18 protein-coding genes and 1 pseudogene are annotated in these 19086 nt (G+C 64.7%); 12 read left to right on the plus strand and 7 right to left on the minus strand.

The window, feature by feature from the left end:
- The first annotated feature begins 52 nt into the window (after window positions 1-52).
- The 4 genes from N2604_RS00295 (at window position 53) to N2604_RS00310 (ending at window position 3551) form a co-directional block, all read left to right on the plus strand.
- Window positions 53-1027: an NADPH:quinone oxidoreductase family protein gene (locus N2604_RS00295; protein ID WP_225113194.1), complete on the plus strand. Its 975-nt coding sequence runs from the start codon at window positions 53-55 to the stop codon at window positions 1025-1027.
- A gap of 205 nt (window positions 1028-1232) precedes the next feature.
- A complete protein-coding gene (locus N2604_RS00300) occupies window positions 1233-1415 on the plus strand; it encodes a hypothetical protein (RefSeq protein ID WP_260373308.1) in 183 nt (60 codons plus the stop codon).
- A gap of 109 nt (window positions 1416-1524) precedes the next feature.
- The gene (locus N2604_RS00305; protein ID WP_260373309.1) at window positions 1525-2376 is read left to right on the plus strand and encodes a hypothetical protein; all 852 of its coding nucleotides are present in this window, start codon (window positions 1525-1527) and stop codon (window positions 2374-2376) included.
- Window positions 2377-2396: 20 nt separating this feature from the next.
- Window positions 2397-3551 (plus strand): TAXI family TRAP transporter solute-binding subunit, encoded by a 1155-nt coding sequence (locus N2604_RS00310; RefSeq protein ID WP_260373310.1) that lies wholly within the window; start codon window positions 2397-2399, stop codon window positions 3549-3551.
- A 174-nt stretch (window positions 3552-3725) separates the two neighbouring features.
- Here N2604_RS00310 and N2604_RS00315 read toward each other — a convergent pair whose 3' ends face one another.
- Together N2604_RS00315 and N2604_RS00320 are read right to left on the minus strand one after the other, a co-directional pair.
- On the minus strand, window positions 3726-4109 hold the full coding sequence (locus tag N2604_RS00315) for a YkvA family protein (protein ID WP_260373311.1): 384 nt from the start codon (window positions 4107-4109) through the stop codon (window positions 3726-3728).
- 100 nt (window positions 4110-4209) lie between these two features.
- The gene (locus N2604_RS00320; protein WP_260373312.1) at window positions 4210-4500 is read right to left on the minus strand and encodes a 4a-hydroxytetrahydrobiopterin dehydratase; all 291 of its coding nucleotides are present in this window, start codon (window positions 4498-4500) and stop codon (window positions 4210-4212) included.
- Window positions 4501-4652: 152 nt separating this feature from the next.
- Here N2604_RS00320 and N2604_RS00325 point away from each other — a divergent pair, with 152 nt between their 5' ends.
- Window positions 4653-6098: a TAXI family TRAP transporter solute-binding subunit gene (locus N2604_RS00325; RefSeq protein WP_260373313.1), complete on the plus strand. Its 1446-nt coding sequence runs from the start codon at window positions 4653-4655 to the stop codon at window positions 6096-6098.
- A gap of 186 nt (window positions 6099-6284) precedes the next feature.
- Window positions 6285-7826, plus strand: coding sequence for an alkaline phosphatase (locus tag N2604_RS00330; RefSeq protein ID WP_260373314.1), 1542 nt, complete (start codon window positions 6285-6287; stop codon window positions 7824-7826).
- A gap of 3 nt (window positions 7827-7829) precedes the next feature.
- Here the strand turns inward: N2604_RS00330 and N2604_RS00335 are convergent, their stop codons facing one another.
- Window positions 7830-8213 carry a response regulator gene (locus tag N2604_RS00335; RefSeq protein WP_260376398.1) on the minus strand — a complete coding sequence of 128 codons (384 nt, stop codon included), beginning with the start codon at window positions 8211-8213 and terminating at the stop codon, window positions 7830-7832.
- Between the two features lie 178 nt (window positions 8214-8391).
- Here N2604_RS00335 and N2604_RS00340 point away from each other — a divergent pair, with 178 nt between their 5' ends.
- The 6 genes from N2604_RS00340 to N2604_RS00365 all read left to right on the plus strand — a co-directional run bounded on the left by N2604_RS00340 (window position 8392) and on the right by N2604_RS00365 (window position 15078).
- Complete coding sequence (locus tag N2604_RS00340) at window positions 8392-9156, plus strand: Crp/Fnr family transcriptional regulator (protein WP_260373315.1); 765 nt, start codon at window positions 8392-8394, stop codon at window positions 9154-9156.
- A gap of 75 nt (window positions 9157-9231) precedes the next feature.
- Window positions 9232-9948 (plus strand): prolipoprotein diacylglyceryl transferase, encoded by a 717-nt coding sequence (locus N2604_RS00345; protein WP_260373316.1) that lies wholly within the window; start codon window positions 9232-9234, stop codon window positions 9946-9948.
- Entirely contained in the window at window positions 9945-11390 is a 1446-nt protein-coding gene (locus N2604_RS00350; protein WP_260373317.1) for a radical SAM protein, read from the plus strand. Before N2604_RS00345 ends, N2604_RS00350 begins: the two co-directional genes overlap by 4 nt.
- Entirely contained in the window at window positions 11387-11671 is a 285-nt protein-coding gene (locus N2604_RS00355) for a hypothetical protein (RefSeq protein ID WP_260373318.1), read from the plus strand. The genes N2604_RS00350 and N2604_RS00355 overlap by 4 nt, the downstream gene beginning before the upstream one ends.
- A gap of 239 nt (window positions 11672-11910) precedes the next feature.
- A complete protein-coding gene (typA, locus tag N2604_RS00360) occupies window positions 11911-13737 on the plus strand; it encodes a translational GTPase TypA (protein WP_172789519.1) in 1827 nt (608 codons plus the stop codon).
- A gap of 96 nt (window positions 13738-13833) precedes the next feature.
- A complete protein-coding gene (locus N2604_RS00365; RefSeq protein WP_260373319.1) occupies window positions 13834-15078 on the plus strand; it encodes an NAD(P)/FAD-dependent oxidoreductase in 1245 nt (414 codons plus the stop codon).
- Between the two features lie 92 nt (window positions 15079-15170).
- On the opposite strand, the gene N2604_RS00370 is transcribed toward N2604_RS00365, so the two are convergent.
- The 4 genes and pseudogenes from N2604_RS00370 to araD form a co-directional block, all read right to left on the minus strand.
- Complete coding sequence (locus tag N2604_RS00370) at window positions 15171-15578, minus strand: thiol-disulfide oxidoreductase DCC family protein (protein WP_260376399.1); 408 nt, start codon at window positions 15576-15578, stop codon at window positions 15171-15173.
- Entirely contained in the window at window positions 15578-16489 is a 912-nt protein-coding gene (locus tag N2604_RS00375; RefSeq protein WP_260373320.1) for a S9 family peptidase, read from the minus strand. Before N2604_RS00375 ends, N2604_RS00370 begins: the two co-directional genes overlap by 1 nt.
- A 47-nt stretch (window positions 16490-16536) precedes the next feature.
- Window positions 16537-17082: pseudogene (locus N2604_RS00380) on the minus strand (ribonuclease activity regulator RraA); the annotation flags it as partial.
- 105 nt (window positions 17083-17187) lie between these two features.
- Window positions 17188-18927, minus strand: a complete 1740-nt coding sequence (gene araD, locus N2604_RS00385) for an L-arabinonate dehydratase (RefSeq protein ID WP_260373321.1) — start codon at window positions 18925-18927, stop codon at window positions 17188-17190.
- Window positions 18928-19086: the final 159 nt, after the last annotated feature.

A 19086-nucleotide genomic window follows, 5' to 3' on the forward strand; every position in this document is an offset into this window, starting at 1 on the left:
GGCAGAAACGGTCAAACTATAATTCCACCCGAAACGCCCTCAAGGTACCGCCATGAAAGCCATCCTCTGCTCGCAATATTGCCAGCCCGACGACCTCGTTCTGACTGAGGTGCCGGATCCGGTGGCAGGGCCCGGCGAAGCCGTGATCGCGATCAAGGCGGCGGCGCTGAACTTCTTCGACATCCTGATGATCCAGGGCAAGTACCAGATCAAGCCGCCATTCCCGTTCTCGCCGGCGGCAGAAGTTGCCGGCGTGATCGAGAGCATCGGTCCCGGCGTCACGGACCTCAAGGTCGGCGATCGCGTCGTCGCCTCCTGCGGACACAATGGCGCGCGCGAGAAGATCGCGCTGCCGGCGGCCTCGATCGTGAAGATTCCCGACAACCTCGACTACGACCGCGCGGCCGGCATCATCATCATCTACGGCACTGCGCTGCATGCGCTGGAGGATCGCGCCAGCCCCAAGCCGGGCGAGACGCTCGCGGTGCTGGGCGCGGCCGGCGGCACGGGCCTTGCGGCTTGCGAGCTCGGCAAGCTGATGGGGTTGAAGGTGATCGCCTGTGCTTCGTCGGACGAGAAGCTCGAATTCGCCAAGGCGCATGGCGCCGAGCTGACGCTGAACTATGCCAAGGAAGACTTGAAGGAAGGCCTGCGCAAGCTCACCGGCGGCAAGGGTGTCGACATCATCTTCGATCCGGTTGGTGGTGCTTACGCCGAACAGGCGCTGCGCTCGATCGCATGGGAAGGCCGCTTCCTCGTGATCGGCTTTGCGGCCGGCGACATTCCCAAGATGCCGCTGAACCTCGCGCTGCTGAAGGGCTGCGACATCCGCGGCGTGTTCTGGGGCGCCTGGACGCGGCTCAACCCGGCGAAAAATCGCGCCAATCTCGAGAAGCTGGTGAAGTGGACCGCGGAAGGCAAGATCTCATCGCATGTCGACCGCACCTTCCCGCTGGCCCAGACCGCGGATGCGTTGAAGGTGCTCGCGGGGCGGCAGGCGATGGGCAAGGTGATCCTGCATCCATGATCGCGATGTCATCGCGACGCTGTTTCAACATATACACCTGTCATCGCCCGGCTTGCCGCCTTCGCTGAAGCTTCGGCGAGCCGAGCGCTGGTATAGGCCTCGGCGTCGCCTTGGCGAAACCGGGACCGGGCGATCCAGTATTCCAGAGACGTTAGTGATTTAGCCGCGCCGCCGCGGTGTACTGGATGCGCCGGTCTGCCGGGGCATGACAGCGGAGGGCGAGACGGGCAGCGTTGATGACCGCGACACCGCAAAGCTGCGCACGCCGCCGCATCGTAAAATCCCCCTCAACCATCGCGAGCAAAATTCCGGTGCATTCCGCCGCGCCGCCGTAATCAAACCCAAATATCTCCAGATTCGCGCAAACCGTCGTCGTTTTTTGGGCTGAATCGGACGGCGATTTACCGGTTCCAGTTAGCGGGGACCTCTGGACAACAACAAGAAGACTGAAGCCGGGACTGCCCCTGCGTTGCGTCAGTAATGGGGAGCATCACACCATGGAGACGACGGCCCACCGTCCGTCGAGGGAGTCGCGCATGCCCGACTCCGATCGATCTGCATCACATCCGCCTATCGCGTCCTATATCCGCGCACGCGCCAAGCGCGCCGAGCTTGCACAGGACGAACCAATTCCACTATTTCTGTCCGATCCGCTCGGTGCGCCGGACCCGCGGGAATATGCGCCGGTGGAGTTGCGCTCCAGAATTGTCCCGCGTGTGCTCGCGGCCGTTCTGGCGGCATTCACCCTGGCAGTTCTGGTCACACTGTTTCAGCCCGAATTTCGCGGCCTCTTCGCCGCTTATGCCGGTAGCTGGGTTCGCATCACGGCGGACCAAGCGATGGCGTCGGCCAGCGCACCGACCACATCGCAGAACCCGCCCAAGGATGCGGCCCGCGTGAGCGACACGAGGCTGGCGAGCGCCGACACGCAGGCTCTCTCAGCACCTGCCGCACCGAGCCGCGAGGCGATCGCGACCGCCTATCAGACGGCGCTGCAAGCCCAAGGACAAACCCAAGCAGCGCCCGCGCCCGTCGCGGCGCCCCCTGCACCGCCTCCGCCCGCGAAGACGCTCGACGCCGACACGCTGGCCGGGCTGATGACGCGCGCGAAGGGCCTGTTGGGCGTCGGCGATATTGTTGCTGCCCGCCTGCTGCTTGAACGCGCGGCCAATGCACAGGATGCGACGGCTGCGTTCATGCTGGCGCAGAGCTATGACCCGGCCGTGCTGGGCACCAGCGACTCGCGGCGCATCGCCGCTGACGCGACCGCCGCGCGCGACTGGTATCAAAAGGCCGCGGCACTCGGATCGGCTGAAGCGCGCCAGCGCCTCGCCCAACTCTCGAACTAGGCCACTTCAGAGGGGACATCATGCGTAACACTTTGAAAATGGCGCTTGCCGCCATCACGACCATCTGTGCCTTCGCGGCCCACGCCGAGCAAGCCGAATACGATCCGGCCAAGGTCTCGGACAGCCTGAAGGCCATCTTCCAGTTCGGCTCCACCTCGACCAAGCAGGCGCTGAACGCCAACACCGTCACGCTGATCACGGGCACGATCGGCGGCACTTATGTGCAGTTCGGCGCCGACCTCGCCTCGGTGCTTGACGACGGCAACAAGATCCGCGTGCTGCCGATCGTCGGCCGCGGCTCGGTGCAGAGCGTCGCCGACATCCTGTTCCTGCAGGGTGTCGATCTCGGCATCGTGCGCGCCGATACGCTCGACTATCTCGAGCGCAAGGGATTTGCCAAGGACATCAAGAAACAGTTCACTTACGTGACCAAGCTCTACAATGAAGAGATGCAGGTCATCGCGCCGAAATCGATCGCAACGCTGAAGGACCTCGAGGGCAAGACCGTCAGCGTCGATCTGCCCAATGGCGGGACCTTCGTCACCGCACTGACGGTGTTCGAGCGGCTCGGGATCAAGGCGAACTTCGTCTATGTCGAGCAGCGTATCGCGCTGGAGAAGCTGAAGGCCGGACAGATCGATGCCGTCATCGTGGTCGGCGGCAAGCCGTACAAATCGGTCTCGACTTTCGGCAATGACGGCCGCTTCCATCTCGCGAAGGTGGACTATGCTAAGCCGCTGCAGAGCGACTATCTGCCGGCAACCCTGACCGCCAAGGACTATCCGAACCTGATCAAGGAGGGCGAGAGCGTCGACACGATCGCGGTGCCCGCGGTGCTTGCGGCCTATAATTGGGCGCCCAATACCGAGCGTTATCGCAAGCTCGCGCTGTTCGTGGACGCGTTCTTCACGAAATTCACGGCGCTGCAGAACCCGCCCTTCCATCCCAAGTGGAAGGAGGTCTCGCTGGCAGCGCCGCTATCCAGCTGGAACAGATTGCCGGTGGCGCAGCAATGGCTCGACAAGCACGGTATCGAGCCGGTGACACGGCAGCGCTTCGAGGCGTTCTTAAAGCAGAGCCCTGCGGCAGCAACCGTGTCCGATGCGGACAAGGAGACGCTGTTCAGGCAATTCCAAGCGTGGGACGCGGAGAAGGCGCGGGCGGAGAAGAGGTGACGATTGTCGCTGCGCCATGGTGCCGCAAGCGCTACCCACACACGCCCTGTCATCGCCCTACTTGATCGGGCGATCCAGTACTCCGGGACGGCAGTGATTGAATCGAGAGGCCGCGGCGTACTGGATTCCCCGCTTTCGCGGGGAATGACAGCGGTGGGTGTGGTTGAATCTCCCCTACTGCGCCGCCTCGCCCTCCTCCACCCCACGCCTCAGCGCGGCACGGGCGGCCTCGCGGTGCTCGTTCGTGATGTGGCTGGCAACCATGCGGATGGCGGTGGCGAGCACGGCGGCGTCGTCGGCGAAGCCGAGCATCGGCATCACGTCGGCGACGAAATCGAACGGCAGGATGAAATAGGCGATCGCGCCTAACAGCGAAGCCTGGACGTGGCGCGGCGTCTGCCGGTCGAACGCGCAGTAATAGGCGGCAAGCAGATCCTCCGCGAACGGCAGCTGCGCGGCGACCCGCTTCAGCTTGCGCCAGAAGCGGCGGCGGACGCTCTCGCGGTCTTCCGCGAGCCGATCGGCCGGCTCGAAGCCGACGCTGTGCTCGGCAGCCATGCTCAAATGCTCCCCGTTCTGCGGGGAGGCGGCGAACCGCCCATCCCGGCTGATCACAAGATGGGGATGCGTCCGATTCCTGCAAGACGTCAGCCCGGTGTCAGCCGGCGATGGCATCCATCGCCTTGGCCAGGGCAATGTCGCGCGCCGTGACGCCGCCGGCATCGTGGGTCGACAGCACCACCTCCACCGTCTTGTAGACGTTGCGCCATTCGGGGTGGTGATCCATCTTCTCGGCGACCAGCGCGGCGCGGCTCATGAAGCCGAACGCCTCGTTGAAATCCTTGAAGACAAAGGTTTTCCCGATCGCATCGCGGCCTTGGACGTCAGTCCAGCCCGCAAGTCCACCCAGCGCCTGCTTGCGCGCCTCCGCCGTCAGCCGCTCTGCCATGGCCCTCTCCGTCCTTCAGGGGAACTTTACCCTAACACCGTGCATACGGCCCGGGTTCAAGCGGGATTTGCCCGGTCTGCTAACCATGACGGAGATGTAACCCCGCCGGACAAGAAATTTGCTACAACTGGGAGCGTAAATCGCCGGCCAAGATGAAACTGAGCCTGAAGCGCCTGTTTGGGAGATCGATGACCGGGGGATTGGACCTGGCCGAAGCGCCCCCTCCGCCTTCGCCGCGATCCGCGGTGCGGAAGATGGCGCTCGTGTCTCTGGCACTCGTCCTTGCCATCATCGGCGCACTCGCCGGCGGCTACTATTTCGCGATGCGACCGGTGACGCTGAGGATCGCGGTCGGCCCTGCCAACAGCGACGACGTCAAGGTCGTGCAGACGCTGACGCAGGGCTTCGCGCAGCACAAGAGCCAGGTGCGGCTGCGCCCGATCCAGACCGACGGAGCTACCGCCAGCGCCAATGCGCTCGCGGAGGGCAAGGTCGATCTCGCCATCGTGCGCGGCGACCTCGAGGTGCCGAAGAACGCACAGGCGGTCGCGACCCTGCGCAAGAACGTCGTGGTGCTGTGGTCCGTGCCCGCCAAGGGCAAGAAGAAGGGCGCGAAGATCACCAAGATCGCCCAGCTCGCCGGCCATCGCATCGGCGTCGTCGGCCGCACCCAGGCCAACGTCAACCTCCTCAAGGTGATTCTCCAGCAATACGGCGTCGATCCCGCCAAGGTCGAGATCGTGCAATTCCCGGCAAACGAGGTTGCCGACGCGATCAAGGCGCAGAAGGCCGACGTCTATCTCGCGGCCGGCCCGGTCAACAGCAAGATCACGGCTGACGCGATCGCGGCATCTATCAAGGAAGGCGGCACGCCGACCTTCCTCGAGATCGATTCAGCGGACGCAATCGCACAGAACCATCCGGTCTACGAAGCCTCGGAGATCCCTGCCGGCACCTATGGCGGCTCGCCCGCTCGACCCGAGGACGAGGTCAAGACCATCAGCTTTTCGCATCACATCGTGGCGCGCAAAGGCGTCTCCGAAACCACCATCGCGGCGTTCACGCGTCAGCTGTTCGCCGTGCGGCAGCAATTGGTGACGGAATTCCCGCTGGCGGCGAAGATCGAAACCCCCGATACCGACAAGGACGCGGTGATCCCGGTACATCCGGGTGCAGCCGCCTTCGTCGACGGCGAGGAGAAGACCTTCCTCGACAAGTACAGCGATTACATCTGGTGGGGCTTGATGGCGCTGTCCGCCATGGGCTCGATCGGCGCGTGGTTTGCGGGCTATCTGAAGAAGGACGAGCGCGACAACAACAGCCATCTGCGTGATCGGCTGCTGGACATGATCGCCGCCGCGCGCAAGTGCGAGACCACCGAAGAGCTCGACCAGATGCAGACCGAAGCCGACGACATCCTGCGCGATACGCTGCGCTGCTACGATCACGGCGCGATCGAAGAAGGCGCGCTCACCGCCTTCAACATCGCACTCGACCAGTTTCATGCGGCGGTCGCCGACCGCAAGGCCCTGCTGATGAGCCTGCCGCAGAACCTGCAGCGGGCCGGCGCGCAATTCCGGGCCGCCGGCAACGCCTGAGCAGCGCTTGCGCGCGTTATTGCTGCGTCACATTGTCTCAATATAGCTTACCCCGTCATTCCGGGGCGATGCGTCAGCATCGAACTCTGGTGCGCAATTGCGCACCTTAGAATCTCGAGATTCCGGATTCGCACTTCGCGCGCTCCGGAATGACAGCGCAAGATCGCCAGCCCGCGAGCCATCTTCATGAACATCAAATTCTCCCGCCGCCGCTTCCTTGCCACGAGCGCCGGCGCGCTCGGCACGATGGCGATGCCGTATCTTTCGCGCGCGGCCGACCGGCCGGCGGTCACCCACGGCGTGCAATCGGGCGACGTCACCGTCGACGGCGGCGTGGTATGGGCGCGCGCCGACCGTCCATCGCAGATGCTGGTCGAGGTGGCGACGACCGACTCGTTCAAGGACGCCCGCGCATTGCCGCCGATCGCGGCGCTGCCCGAAAGCGACTTCACCGCGAAGATGCTGATCGAGAATCTTCCGGCAGGCCAGGACATCTTTTACCGCGTCCGCTTCCGCGATCTCTCCCACAGCGCGGTCGAGGGCGAGCCGGTGGTTGGCCGCTTCCGCACCGCGCCCGCCGACCGCCGCGACGTCAGCTTCGTCTGGGGCGGCGACGTCGCGGGGCAGGGCTGGGGCATCAATCCTGACGACGGCGGCATGGTCACCTTCTCGACCATGCGCAAGCACCGGCCGGATTTCTTCCTGCACTCGGGCGACACGATCTATGCCGACGGCCCGATCCAATCCGAGGTGAAGCTCGCCGACGGCAAGATCTGGAAGAACCTCACCATCCCGGAGAAGGCCAAGGTCGCCGAGACGCTGGACGAGTTCCGCGCCGCGCACAAATACAATCTCACCGACGACAATCTCCGCGCCTTCAATGCCGAGGTGCCGATCTTCGTGCAATGGGACGACCACGAGGTCACCAACAACTGGTCGCTGTCGAAAGACTTGTCGGCCGCCTACAAGGTGCGCGACATCTCCCTGCTCGCGGCCCGCGCAGGCCGCGCCTTCCACGAGATGTACCCGATGCGGGAAAGCATCACTGAGCCCGGCCGCGTCTATCGCCAGATCTCCTATGGCCCACATCTCGACGTGTTCGTGCTCGACGAGCGCAGCTATCGCGGCCCGAACGGTGCCAATCTCGACACCGCCTATGGCCCTTCCAGCTACTTCCTCGGCCCGGACCAGATCGCCTGGCTGAAGCGCGGCCTTTTGAATTCGCGCGCGACGTGGAAGGTGATCGCGTCCGACATGCCAATCAGCCTGATCGTCTCGGACACGCCGAAGGGCGGCTCGGAAGCCGTTGCGCAGGGCGACGGCCCGGTGCGCGGCCGCGAGCTCGAGATCGCCGACATCCTGCGCTTCATCAAGATGGCGCCGATCAGCAACACGGTGTGGCTGACGGCAGACGTGCATTACGCCGCCGCGCATTATTACGATCCGAACAAGGCGCAATTCCAGGAGTTCGAGCCGTTCTGGGAATTCGTCTCGGGGCCGCTTCATGCCGGCACGTTCGGTCCGAACGCGCTCGACAACACCTTTGGCCCCGAGGTGCGCTTCGTCAAGGCGCCGGGCAAGGACAGCCAGAACCTGCCGCCGTCGGCGGGCATGCAGTTCTTCGGTCACGTCAAGATCGACGGCGCCTCCGGCCAGATGACGGTGACCCTGCGCGACCGCGCCGACATCGCGCTGTGGTCGACCACGCTCGATCCGAAGCAGAGCTGACCGCTAATTGGCGGCGCGCGCCTGCAGCGCCGCTTCCAGCGCCTCGCTTGAGCACGGCTTCTGCAGCCGCGGCCGGCCCGCCAGTTCGGACGGAATGCGCGCCTCGGCGCCGTAGCCGGTGACGAACACGAACGGAACCTTCAGCGCGATCAGCCGCTCGGCGATCGCAAAGCTCGTCTCGCGGATCAGCTCGACATCGAGCAGCGCGAAATCGGGTGTCCGTTTCGCGATGGCGTCCAGCGCCTGCGTCACCGAACCCACGGTCCGCACGGCGGCCACACCAAATCCGAGCAGGCGATCCTCGAAATCAATCGCGATGATCGGATCGTCCTCGACGATCAGAACATCGGCCGGCCAGCCTGTGCCATTGGAGGGTGCGGGTGCCATGATCTCATCTTGGTTTGGGGTTTTTCGATCAGGACTGCCGCGACACGATGCCTGCGCCCAGCGCACCAGGGGGTTCCCGGAACGAAACTCACCACATCATCGTTCTCTGGTCTGTCCACTTGTGCACACAGGAAATGGATGGAACTCGCTAAGGTGGGGAGAAGGGTGGGAGTTCAGGATGGATGCGCGTATCGGCAAGGTCACCGAAGTCGAGAGCCGGCCGGCCAACAATCTGCTGCGGCGCTTGAGCCAGGCCGATTACGGCCTCCTGGCGCCGCACGTGACCGTCGAAGACTCTGCAGCAGGCCACCTGCTCTACAATCCCGGCGATGACGTGCAGGTCGTCCACTTCCCCTGCGGCCCGTCGCTCGCGACTTTCCTCGTCCCCAACGAGGATGGCCGCGATGTCGAAACCATTCTGGTCGGCCGCGAAGGCGCGGTGGGCGGCATCGTCAGCGAGGGGTTTCTGCCGGCCTATACCCGGATCTGCGTGAAATTCGGCGGGCCGTTTGCGCGCATTCACGTCGCCAAGCTGGAAGCCGCCAAGCTGCGCTCGGCATCACTGCGCAACATCTTTGCCCGCTATGCCGATTGCATGCTGGCCCAGATCTTCCAGTCGACCGCCTGCAACGCAATCCATTCGATCGAGCAGCGCACCGCCAAATGGATCCTGGCGGCGATGGAGCGGACCGGCGACCAGACCAGCGTGCCGCTGACCCACGAACAACTCGCGACGCTGCTCGGCGTGGGGCGCTCCTATGCCAGCCGCGTGCTTCAGTCGTTCAAGGCCGAAGGCGTGCTCGACACGCGGCGCGGCTCGATCCTGGTCCGCAGCCGCGACGGCCTGAGGCTGCGCGCCTGCCTGTGCAACGATGCCGTGAAGATGCATTTCGAGGAGGTGCTGCGCGGCGTCTATCCGACCGAGGAGCGGGAGGTGGGGTAGCTTCTTGCTTCTCCCTTGTGGCGCTATAATGCGCGGCGCGCCGTTCTAACCGCGATCGTGCTATACTGCCGGCGCATGAGCGGGGCTTTCCTTCACACTCTCTTCGACATCTTGGCGTGGCTGGCCGCGGCCGCCGCCGTCTATTGGCTGTCGCGACGGGGCTTGCAGTTTCCCGCGCAATCGTTCGCGCTGCCTTATATCGCCGCGCTGGTGTTCGGCGCGGGCCTTGGCGCCTATCTGTTCGGCTCCGCCAATTTGTGGCTGTCAGGGCAAAGCGGCATTGCGCGCTCGGTCGAGGGCGCGCTGGCGGGCGGCATCGTGGCGATCGAGCTGTACAAATGGTCCGCAGGCGTCACGGTGCGAACCGGCGCGCGGTTCGCGTTGCCGCTGGCGCTCGGCATCGCGATCGGCCGGATCGGCTGTTACTTCGCGGGCCTCGACGATTTCACCTACGGCACGCCGACGGCGCTGCCCTTCGGCCATGATTTCGGCGACGGCGTTCGCCGCCATCCCGTGCAGCTCTACGAGAGCGCGGCCATGACCCTGTTCGCGCTCGTCTATGTGCTGGCGGTCTTGAACCGGAACGCGTTCACGATCACCAATGGTTTCTACCTGGTGCTCGCCTATTACGGAGCGCAACGCTTCCTATGGGAATTCCTCAAGCCCTATGGCACGCTGGTCGGGCCCCTGACCCTGTTTCACCTGCTGTCGCTGTCCATCCTGCTCTACGCCGCAATCATGCTGGCGACGGCGCCCAAAGCGAGACGCTTACAAAAAGAGTCACTTGCATGAACGCGCCGTTGCGTAAGTCGCGTCCCTACATCTTCTGGGGCCAGACCCAATCCCTGTGCGAGACCTGCCTGAAGCTGGTACCGACCAAGATCCAGATCCTCGGCAACGAGGTCTGGTACGAAAAGCGCTGCCGGGAGCACGGCGTGCAATCGACGCTGGTGTCGACGGATGCCGCCTATTGGCGGCTGTGCAAGGATTTCATCAAGCCCGGCGACCGGCCGCTGCAATTCCAGGAGCGCACCGAATTCGGCTGCCCCTATGATTGCGGCCTCTGCCCCGACCACGAGCAGCATTCCTGCCTGGCGCTGATCGAGATCACCGAGCATTGCAACCTCACCTGCCCGGTCTGCTTCGCGGAGTCCTCGCCGGCGCGAACGAAATTCACTCCGCTCGCGACCGTGGAGAAGATGCTCGACGCGCTGGTCGCGAGCGAGGGCGAGCCCGATCTCGTGCAGATTTCCGGCGGCGAGCCGACGCTGCATCCCGACTTCTTCGAGATCCTGGACGCCGTGCGTGCCCGCCCGATCCGCCACGTCATGATCAACACCAACGGCCTGCGCATCGCCCGCGAAAAGGATTTTGTGGCACGGCTTGCCGAGAACAGGCGCGGGCTGGAGGTCTATCTCCAGTTCGATTCGCTGCAGCGCGACGCGCTGATCAACCTGCGCGGCGCGGACTTACGAAAAATCCGCGAGCAGGCGCTGGAGAATCTCGAGCATTACGGAATCTCGACCACGCTGGTCGCGACCATCAAGCGCGGCGTCAACGATTCCGAGATCGGCGACATCGTGCGCCACGCGCTGACCTGGAAATGCGTGCGCGGGGTGACATTGCAGCCGGTCCAGGATGCCGGCCGCAACGAGAGTTTCGACAAGAATACCGACCGCATCATGCTGTCGGAGATCCGCAAGCGCGTGATCGAGACCGGCGTCTTCGGCGACAACGACATGATTCCGCTGCCCTGCAATCCCGAGAGCATCTCGATCGGCTATGGCCTGCGCAACGGCGACAAGGTGCTGGCGCTGACTTCGCTGATCCCGCAGGAGCAGCTGGTGGCGGTGATGCCAAACACCATCAGCCCGGAAAAATATCCGATGCTGCGGGAAAAGTTCATCGACCTGTTCTCGCTGTCCTCAGGGCCGCTCAACACGTCCGAGCGCGTCTGCGAATTGTTGTGCTGCCTGCCGAGCTTTCAGGTGCCGGACGGGCTCACCTACGAGAACGTCTTCCGCGTCACCATCGTGCAGTTTCTCGACCGCTTCAATTTCTGCGTCGGCAACGTCAAGCGCAGCTGCATCCATTTCGTGACCGAGCAGGGTGCGATCATTCCGTTCGACACCTACAATCTGTTCTATCGGAATGGCGCCATCTCCCGGATTCGCGCTGGGCTCGAGGGGCAGACCTATCACGAGGCGAGGCAAACCGAGGAAGCACCACGATGAGCGACACGCCACCGCCGGTTCTACCGGCCGTCCCAACGCCCGGCGAGGCGCGCAGCGGCTGCCTCACCGCGTTCATGGTGATTTCAGGCGTGATCCTGCTGCTGCCCGGCGTCTGCGCGCTGCTGTTCGGCGGAATGTCCGTGTTCGAGGATGGCCGGATCGCCGCCGACATCGCACCGCTGGTCTTTTTCGGACTGGTCGTGGGGATCGGAGGCGTCGCTCTGATCTGGGCCGCGATCAAGGGGCGAAAGGCCCCCGTCCATCCAGGAACCCAGCCTTAAGCTCCGGAAATCCCCGGACAAAATTCAGTCAACCAACGGCCAAAGAACACATTGTTTTTTGGCCGTTTTTGCATATATTGCGCCGCAACGCGCAGGGCGCCCGGTCTGATATGGCCGGGCTTCCTTTTTGGGCGCAAAGCGCCCCGTTTCCAGTCTTCCAGCGTTGTTTCGAGAAGAGGTCCCGGTCCGACCGGCGAGATCGCGCTTAACCCATTGTTCGACCGCAAAGAAGCTCACTCATGAACCTTCGTAACGTCGCCATCATCGCCCACGTCGACCACGGCAAGACCACCCTGGTCGACAAACTCCTGCAGCAGTCCGGCACGTTCCGCGAGAACCAGAAGGTGACCGATCGCGCCATGGACTCCAACGATCTGGAGCGCGAGCGCGGCATCACCATCCTGGCCAAGGCGGCCTCGGTGCAGTGGAAGGACACCCGCATCAACATCGTCGACACCCCCGGCCACGCCGATTTCGGTGGCGAGGTGGAGCGCATCCTCAACATGGTGGACGGCGCCCTGGTGCTGGTCGACGCCGCCGAAGGCCCGCTGCCGCAGACCAAGTTCGTGGTCTCCAAGGCGCTCAAGGTCGGCCTCAAGCCGATCGTCGTCATCAACAAGGTCGACCGCCCCGACGCGCGCCCGACCGAAGTCATCAACGAGGTGTTCGACCTGTTCGCGGCGCTCGATGCCAGCGAGGAGCAGCTCGATTTCCCGATCCTCTACGGGTCGGCCAAGCAGGGCTGGATGGCGGATAGCCCCGAAGGTCCGCAGGACAAGGGCATGGAGCCGCTGTTCGACCTGATCCTGCGCCACGTCGCCCCGCCGAAGGTCGAGGAAGGTCCGTTCCGCATGATCGGCACCATCCTCGAAGCCAACCCCTATCTCGGCCGCATCATCACCGGCCGCATCTCCTCCGGCACGCTGAAGCCGAACCAGCAGGTCAAGGTGCTGAACGCCGACGGCAAGCTGGTCGAGTCCGGGCGCATCACCAAGATCCTGGCATTCCGCGGCCTCGAGCGCACCCCGCTCGACGAAGCCGAAGCCGGCGACATCGTCGCCATCGCGGGCCTCACCAAGGGCACCGTCGCCGACACCTTCTGCGATCCGACCGTCGAGGTGCCGCTGCCGGCGCAGCCGATCGATCCCCCGACCGTGTCGATGTCGTTCATCGTCAACAACTCCCCGCTCGCCGGTACCGAAGGCGACAAGGTGACGAGCCGCATGATCCGCGACCGTCTGCTCCGCGAGGCCGAAGGCAATGTCGCGCTGCGCGTCGTCGAATCCGCCGACAAGGACGCGATGGAAGTGTCCGGCCGCGGCGAATTGCAGCTCGCCATCCTGATCGAGACCATGCGCCGCGAGGGTTTTGAGCTCTCGGTGTCGCGTCCGCGCGTCGTCTACCAGAAGGACGAAGCGACCGGCGCCACCATGGAGCCGATCGAGGAGGTCGTCATCGACGTCGACGAGGAGCATTCCGGCGTCGTCGTGCAGAAGATGAGCGAGCGCAAATCCGAGCTGATCGAGATGAAGCCCTCGGGCGGCAACCGCCAGCGCCTGGTGTTTTACGCGCCGACCCGCGGTCTGATCGGCTACCAGGGCGAACTGCTGACCGACACCCGCGGTACCGCGATCATGAACCGCCTGTTCCACGGCTATGCGCCGTACAAGGGCGAGATCCAGGGCCGCCGCAACGGCGTCTTGATCTCCAACGACCAGGGCGAGGCGGTGGCCTACGCCATGTTCAAGCTGGAAGACCGCGGCCCGATGATGATCGAGCCGGGCTGGAAGGTCTATCGCGGCATGATCGTCGGCGAGCACACCCGCGACAACGACCTCGAGATCAATGTGCTCAAGGGCAAGCAGCTCACCAACATCCGCACGACCTCAAAGGACGAAGCCGTGCGCCTGACCCCGCCGATCCGCATGACGCTGGAAAAGGCGCTCGCCTACATCGAGGACGACGAGCTCGTCGAGGTCACCCCGAAGTCGATCCGCCTGCGCAAGAAGCACCTCGACCCGAACGAGCGCAAGCGCGCGGAAAAGGCCAAGGAAGCGGTGGCGTAAGCGGCGAGTTGGGAATGGCGGGTGGCGAATAGGGGAGTTACCGCGCGGCGCAGTCTGGTATAAGGCTACTCGCCATTCGCCACTCACCATTCGCTCATGTCCCTCCCCTCCTCCGTCGACGTCGCGATCATCGGCGCGGGCGCCGCCGGCCTCGGCGCCGCCCATGCGCTGGCGGGCTCCGGCCTCTCCGTCATCGTGCTGGAGGCGCGCGACCGGCTCGGCGGCCGGGCCTGGACGGTGCAAGCCTCGCCTGAGGTGACCTTCGATGTCGGCTGCGGCTGGCTGCATTCGGCCGACAAGAACTCCTTCGTGCCGATCGCGCGAAAACTCGGCTTCGAGCTCAACAAGGACCTGCCGCCCTGGCGCGAGCGCGCCTATGGCAATGCGTTTCCGGAAAACGAGCGCGACGATTTCATGCGCGCGATGGACGCCTTTTACCAGCGCCTGTGGGAAGCCGCGCAAACGGGCAGGGACGAACCCGCGATCTCGCATTTGGAGCCCGGCAATCGCTGGAATCCGATGATCGACGCGATCTCGACCTATATCAACGGCTGCGAGCTGAAAGATATGTCGACGCTGGACTGGGACGCTTATGAGGACACCAACCTCAATTGGCGCGTCCGCCGCGGCTATGGCGCGCTGATTGCGGCCTATGGTGCGCCCTGCCCGGTGGCGCTGAACTGCAACGTCGCCCTGATCGATCATTCCGACAAGCGCGTCCGCATCGAGACGTCGCGGGGCACGCTGACAGCGGACAAGGTGATCGTCACCGTGCCGACCAATCTCATTGCCGACGAAGCCATCCGCTTCTCGCCGCCGCTCCCCGCAAAGGTGAATGCAGCGGCCGGCCTGCCGCTCGGCGTTGACGACAAGGTGACGCTGGCGCTCGATGACGCCGAGACCTTTCCGAAAGAGGGCAACTTACGCGGCGCCACCATGCGCACAGGGATGGGCACCTACCACATCCGCCCATTCGGCCAGCCCTGCATCGAGGGCTTTTTCGGCGGCAGCTTTGCCCGCGAACTGGAAGACGCCGGCGACGGCGCCATCGCCGCGCAAGCTATCAACGAGATCGCGGGTTTTCTCGGCAGCGATATCAGACGCAAGTTGAAGCCACTCTGCGAGTCGCGCTGGGCCCGCGATCCCTTTGCGCGGGGCTCCTATTCGCACGCGCTGCCCGGCCATGCCGGGGACCGCGAGGTGCTGGCCGCGCCGGTGGACGGGCGTTTGTTTTTCGCGGGAGAGGCAACGTCGCCAGAGTTCTTCACGACCGCACACGGCGCGCGAGACAGCGGCGACCGGGCGGCGGGTGAAGTGCTGGCGGCTCTGGGTAAGCCCTAGCTTCAAAACTCGTCATTGCGAGCGCAGCGAAGCAATCCAGGATATCTCCGCGGTGACAGTCTGGATTGCTTCGCTGCGCTCGCAACGACGAATCACTCGATCACCCGTGCTCGCAAATCGGCATCCGGCACGAAGCAGGCGTCGTACTTTCCAAAGATGCGATAGCGGTTGCGTGCGACGAGGCTGTAGAGCGCATCCCGCAGCGGCTTCGGTACGGCGAACAGCCCGCGCACCCAGCCCCAGCCGGGCAGCTGCGACAGCACCGTCAGCGCGGCGTCGGACTTCATGAACACCTCGCCGCCGTGGACAACCGCATTGGTGTCGGGATCATCGGGGTCGATGCCGAACGTGCGCGCGAGTCGGGCGCCATAATCCGACTGGATCGGCGTGAACCGAAACTGCCTCGCCGTGTCGCGCCTGGCGACGAAGCGGACCCAGCGCGAGCAGAAGATGCAGATGCCGTCGAACAGGATCACGTCATCGTCGGGCCATTTGGGCACTAGCGGTGATCCCATGGCTTCTTGGTCGCCACAGGCCGGCTCGGGTTCAGCGCGCGCGCGAGCTCACTGCTGGCGGCTTTGACGCCGGCTTCGGTTTCGATCATCCAATGGCCTTCGCTGCCGACGGCCGGCAGCGGGCGAAACTCGACCTTGCCGCCAGTAGCGCGAAACGCATCGACGAGTTTCTGCGAGAATGCAGGCGCGAAATAGCTGTCATTGCTCGCAACGAGCCATGTGACTGGAATGCGCGCGGACTTGCCGAATTCCGCTGCCGCGGCGAGCAGGGTGTGAGGCGCGCAGATTCGGTTGGGCTCATCATTGGCGTGGCCGCCGCGTCCCGGAGCAAATAGTGTGATGGCGGAGATCACCTTCGGATCGGCATTGGCGAGCGCCAGCGCACCCCATCCGCCGGCGGAATGGCCGATCACGATCGCGCCATCCTTGCGGATGAAGTCCTGCGCTTGCAGATGGACCAGCGCCAGCCAGATTGCGTCGGCCGTTGCGCGGGCCGAGCGCGCGTAGTCGGCTTCGTCGCAGCCACCCTGATCCTCGAGGTAGCGGCCGCCGGTCGCACCATGGCCGGGCCGCTCCGCCACCAGAACCGCAAAGCCGCGCGCGACGAGAAAAGCGGCCAGCGGGCGGTATTCCGGCTGCGGCATTTGCGCCCGACGCAACGTGTTCTGCGTCGAGGCGTGCGCGATCACCGCGAGCCGGAACGGACCAGGGCCGGAGGGACGAAACAGCACGGCATGCGCGGCAAGATTGGTATCCGGCGCGGGCACGCGCCAGTCCTGCCGGCGAAACGGCTCGCCCTCCTCTCCCGATGGACCAAACCTGGCCTGCGCGCAGAGAGGCGGCGCAGTCAGCAAAGCCAGCAGAGGCAGGAGCGCGATGGTGTTGAGGAGCCGCATGAATTGCCGAGAGCGCGCGCGAACAGCGACAGCCAGATTAGTAGGAACACGATGACGCCGTCGGCGTCGCCGAGGATGACGTCGCCGGGAAACACCGGCGCATCGCCGCAGCCGATCGGCACGTTGATCTCGATCGCCTGATGCAGCGTCAGATTGGTCGGCGCCGAGGGGCGATGGTGGTAGGCGGGAAAGCCGAGCCTGGCGATCTCCGCGGAGTCGCGAAAGCCGCCGTCGGTGACGACGCCGGCGACGCCGCGCTTCATCAGGCGCGTCACCAGGATGGCGCCGGCCGAGGCCGCGCGCGCATCCTTGCGGCTGTCCATCACCAGCACGGCGCCGGGCGGGCAATCCTCGACCGCCTTGCGCTGCGGATGGGAGCGGTCCTTGAACACGTCGATGGTGTTGAGATCCTCGCGGGCCGGCATGTAGCGCAGCGTGAAGGCTTCGCCGACCATGGTCGGCTGGTCCGGGCTCAAGGGGCGCACATCCTGGATCATCTGGATGCGTAGGCCGCGCTTGAACAAGGCGGTGGCGACGGTGGCGGTGGAGACGGATTTGAGCTTGTTGCGGGTGGCTTCGGTGAGTTTGGTCATGGGGACTCTTTCATCTTTGTCATTCCGGGGCACTCGCATCAACGAGTGAACCCGGAATCTCGAGGTTCCGGGTTCGCTTCGCGCCCCGGAACGACGGTGGGGGACCTAATAAATCGACGGCTCGCCGATCGGCGCGCCGAAACCGGTCTCGAGGAAATCGAAATCGCAGCCGTCATTGGCCTGCTTGATGTGCTTGGTGAACATCCAGCCATAGCCGCGCTCGAAGCGGCGCTCGGGCTGCTGCCAGGCGGCGCGTCGTCTTGCGAGCTCGGCTTCGGGGACGTCGAGATTGATGGTGCGCGCGGCGACATCGAGCGTGATGCTATCTCCGTTCCGCACCAGCGCCAGCGGGCCACCAATATAGGATTCCGGCGAGACGTGCAGGATGCAGGCGCCGTAGCTGGTGCCGCTCATGCGCGCATCCGAGATGCGCACCATGTCGCGCACGCCCTGCTTCACGAGCTTGGTCGGGATCGGCAGCATGCCCCATTCCGGCATGCCCGGCCCGCCCTGCGGCCCCGCATTGCGCAGGATAAGGATGTGGTCCTCGGTGACGTCGAGATCGGGATCGTCGACCGCCTTCTTCATCGAGGGATAGTCGTCGAACACCAGCGCGGGGCCGGTGTGCTTGAGGAAGCGCGGCGCGCAGGCGGAGGGCTTGATGACGCAGCCGTCGGGCGCGAGATTGCCCTTGAGCACGGCGAGCGCGCCTTCCTGGTAGATGGGATTGTCGATGCCGCGGATCACGTCGGTATTGTAGACCTCGGCGCCCTCGATGTTCTCGCCCAGCGTCTTGCCGGTGACGGTGATGCAGTCGAGATGCAGATGCGGCTTGATCTGGCTCATCAGCGCCGGCAGGCCGCCGGCATAGAAGAAGTCCTCCATCAGGTGCATATCGCCGCTCGGGCGGACGTTGGCGATGACGGGCACCTTGCGGCTGGTCTTCTCGAAATCGTCGAGGCCGATATCCTGGCCGGCGCGGCGGGCCTGCGCGATCAGATGGATGATGGCGTTGGTGGAGCAGCCCATGGCCATCGCAACCGCAATGGCATTCTCGAACGCCTTGCGGGTCTGGATCACCTTCGGCGTCAGATCCTCCCACACCATCTCAACGATGCGGCGGCCGCATTCACTGGCCATGCGGATGTGGTTTGCGTCCGCGGCAGGAATCGAGGAAGCGCCGGGCAGCGTCATGCCGATCGCTTCCGCAATCGCGGTCATGGTCGAGGCGGTACCCATGGTCATGCAGGTGCCGTAGCTGCGGGCGATGCCGGCCTCGATGTCGAGCCAGTCCTTGTCGGAGATTTTGCCGGCGCGGCGCTCGTCCCAATATTTCCAGCCGTCGGAGCCGGAGCCGAGCGTTTTGCCCTTCCAATTGCCGCGCAGCATCGGGCCTGCCGGCAGATAGATCGCCGGAATGTTCATCGAGGTGGCGCCCAGCAGCAGCGCCGGCGTGGTCTTGTCGCAGCCGCCCATCAGCACCACGCCGTCGACGGGATGGCTGCGCAAGAGTTCCTCGGCGTCCATCGCCAGCAGGTTGCGATAGAGCATGGTCGTCGGCTTGAGCAGCGATTCCGACAGCGACAGCGCCGGCAGCTCCAGCGGCAGGCCGCCCGCCATCAGGATGCCGCGCTTGACGTCCTCGACGCGCGACTTGAAGTGCATGTGGCAGGGCTGGGCGTCCGACCAGGTGTTGAGGATCGCGATGATCGGGCGGTCCTTCCACTCCTCCGGCGCGTAGCCCATCTGCATGGCGCGGGAGCGATGGCCGAACGAGCGCAGATCGTCGGGCGCGAACCAGCGCGCGCTGCGGAGCTGGTCGGGCGTTTTCTTCTTGTTGGTCATCTCATTCCTTGTCCGTCCGGAGGGTTGGTCCTGCTCTTCTCACGGGCAATCCATCCCCTGCAAGGCGCTGGGCTGGCGGATGGCGAACCCCTGCTATGCACTCAGCCGTGCATACCTGGCGGTGCAGCGCAATAAATCCGCAGCTCCGGCCGAAGTGCT

Source organism: Bradyrhizobium sp. CB1015, assembly GCF_025200925.1.
Lineage (GTDB): Bacteria > Pseudomonadota > Alphaproteobacteria > Rhizobiales > Xanthobacteraceae > Bradyrhizobium.

Excerpts from the sequence above, each read along its gene's own strand:
- N2604_RS00340 (WP_260373315.1), top strand. The coding sequence starts at position 8,392 with ATGGATGCGCGTATCGGCAAGGTCACCGAAGTCGAGAGCCGGCCGGCC.
- araD (WP_260373321.1), bottom strand. The coding sequence starts at position 18,927 with ATGACCAACAAGAAGAAAACGCCCGACCAGCTCCGCAGCGCGCGCTGG.
- N2604_RS00315 (WP_260373311.1), bottom strand. The coding sequence starts at position 4,109 with ATGGCTGCCGAGCACAGCGTCGGCTTCGAGCCGGCCGATCGGCTCGCG.
- N2604_RS00325 (WP_260373313.1), top strand. The coding sequence starts at position 4,653 with ATGAAACTGAGCCTGAAGCGCCTGTTTGGGAGATCGATGACCGGGGGA.
- N2604_RS00300 (WP_260373308.1), top strand. The coding sequence starts at position 1,233 with ATGACAGCGGAGGGCGAGACGGGCAGCGTTGATGACCGCGACACCGCA.
- N2604_RS00375 (WP_260373320.1), bottom strand. The coding sequence starts at position 16,489 with ATGCGGCTCCTCAACACCATCGCGCTCCTGCCTCTGCTGGCTTTGCTG.
- N2604_RS00320 (WP_260373312.1), bottom strand. The coding sequence starts at position 4,500 with ATGGCAGAGCGGCTGACGGCGGAGGCGCGCAAGCAGGCGCTGGGTGGA.
- N2604_RS00310 (WP_260373310.1), top strand. The coding sequence starts at position 2,397 with ATGCGTAACACTTTGAAAATGGCGCTTGCCGCCATCACGACCATCTGT.
- N2604_RS00295 (WP_225113194.1), top strand. The coding sequence starts at position 53 with ATGAAAGCCATCCTCTGCTCGCAATATTGCCAGCCCGACGACCTCGTT.
- typA (WP_172789519.1), top strand. The coding sequence starts at position 11,911 with ATGAACCTTCGTAACGTCGCCATCATCGCCCACGTCGACCACGGCAAG.
- N2604_RS00350 (WP_260373317.1), top strand. The coding sequence starts at position 9,945 with ATGAACGCGCCGTTGCGTAAGTCGCGTCCCTACATCTTCTGGGGCCAG.
- N2604_RS00335 (WP_260376398.1), bottom strand. The coding sequence starts at position 8,213 with ATGGCACCCGCACCCTCCAATGGCACAGGCTGGCCGGCCGATGTTCTG.
- N2604_RS00355 (WP_260373318.1), top strand. The coding sequence starts at position 11,387 with ATGAGCGACACGCCACCGCCGGTTCTACCGGCCGTCCCAACGCCCGGC.
- N2604_RS00305 (WP_260373309.1), top strand. The coding sequence starts at position 1,525 with ATGGAGACGACGGCCCACCGTCCGTCGAGGGAGTCGCGCATGCCCGAC.
- N2604_RS00345 (WP_260373316.1), top strand. The coding sequence starts at position 9,232 with ATGAGCGGGGCTTTCCTTCACACTCTCTTCGACATCTTGGCGTGGCTG.
- N2604_RS00330 (WP_260373314.1), top strand. The coding sequence starts at position 6,285 with ATGAACATCAAATTCTCCCGCCGCCGCTTCCTTGCCACGAGCGCCGGC.
- N2604_RS00365 (WP_260373319.1), top strand. The coding sequence starts at position 13,834 with ATGTCCCTCCCCTCCTCCGTCGACGTCGCGATCATCGGCGCGGGCGCC.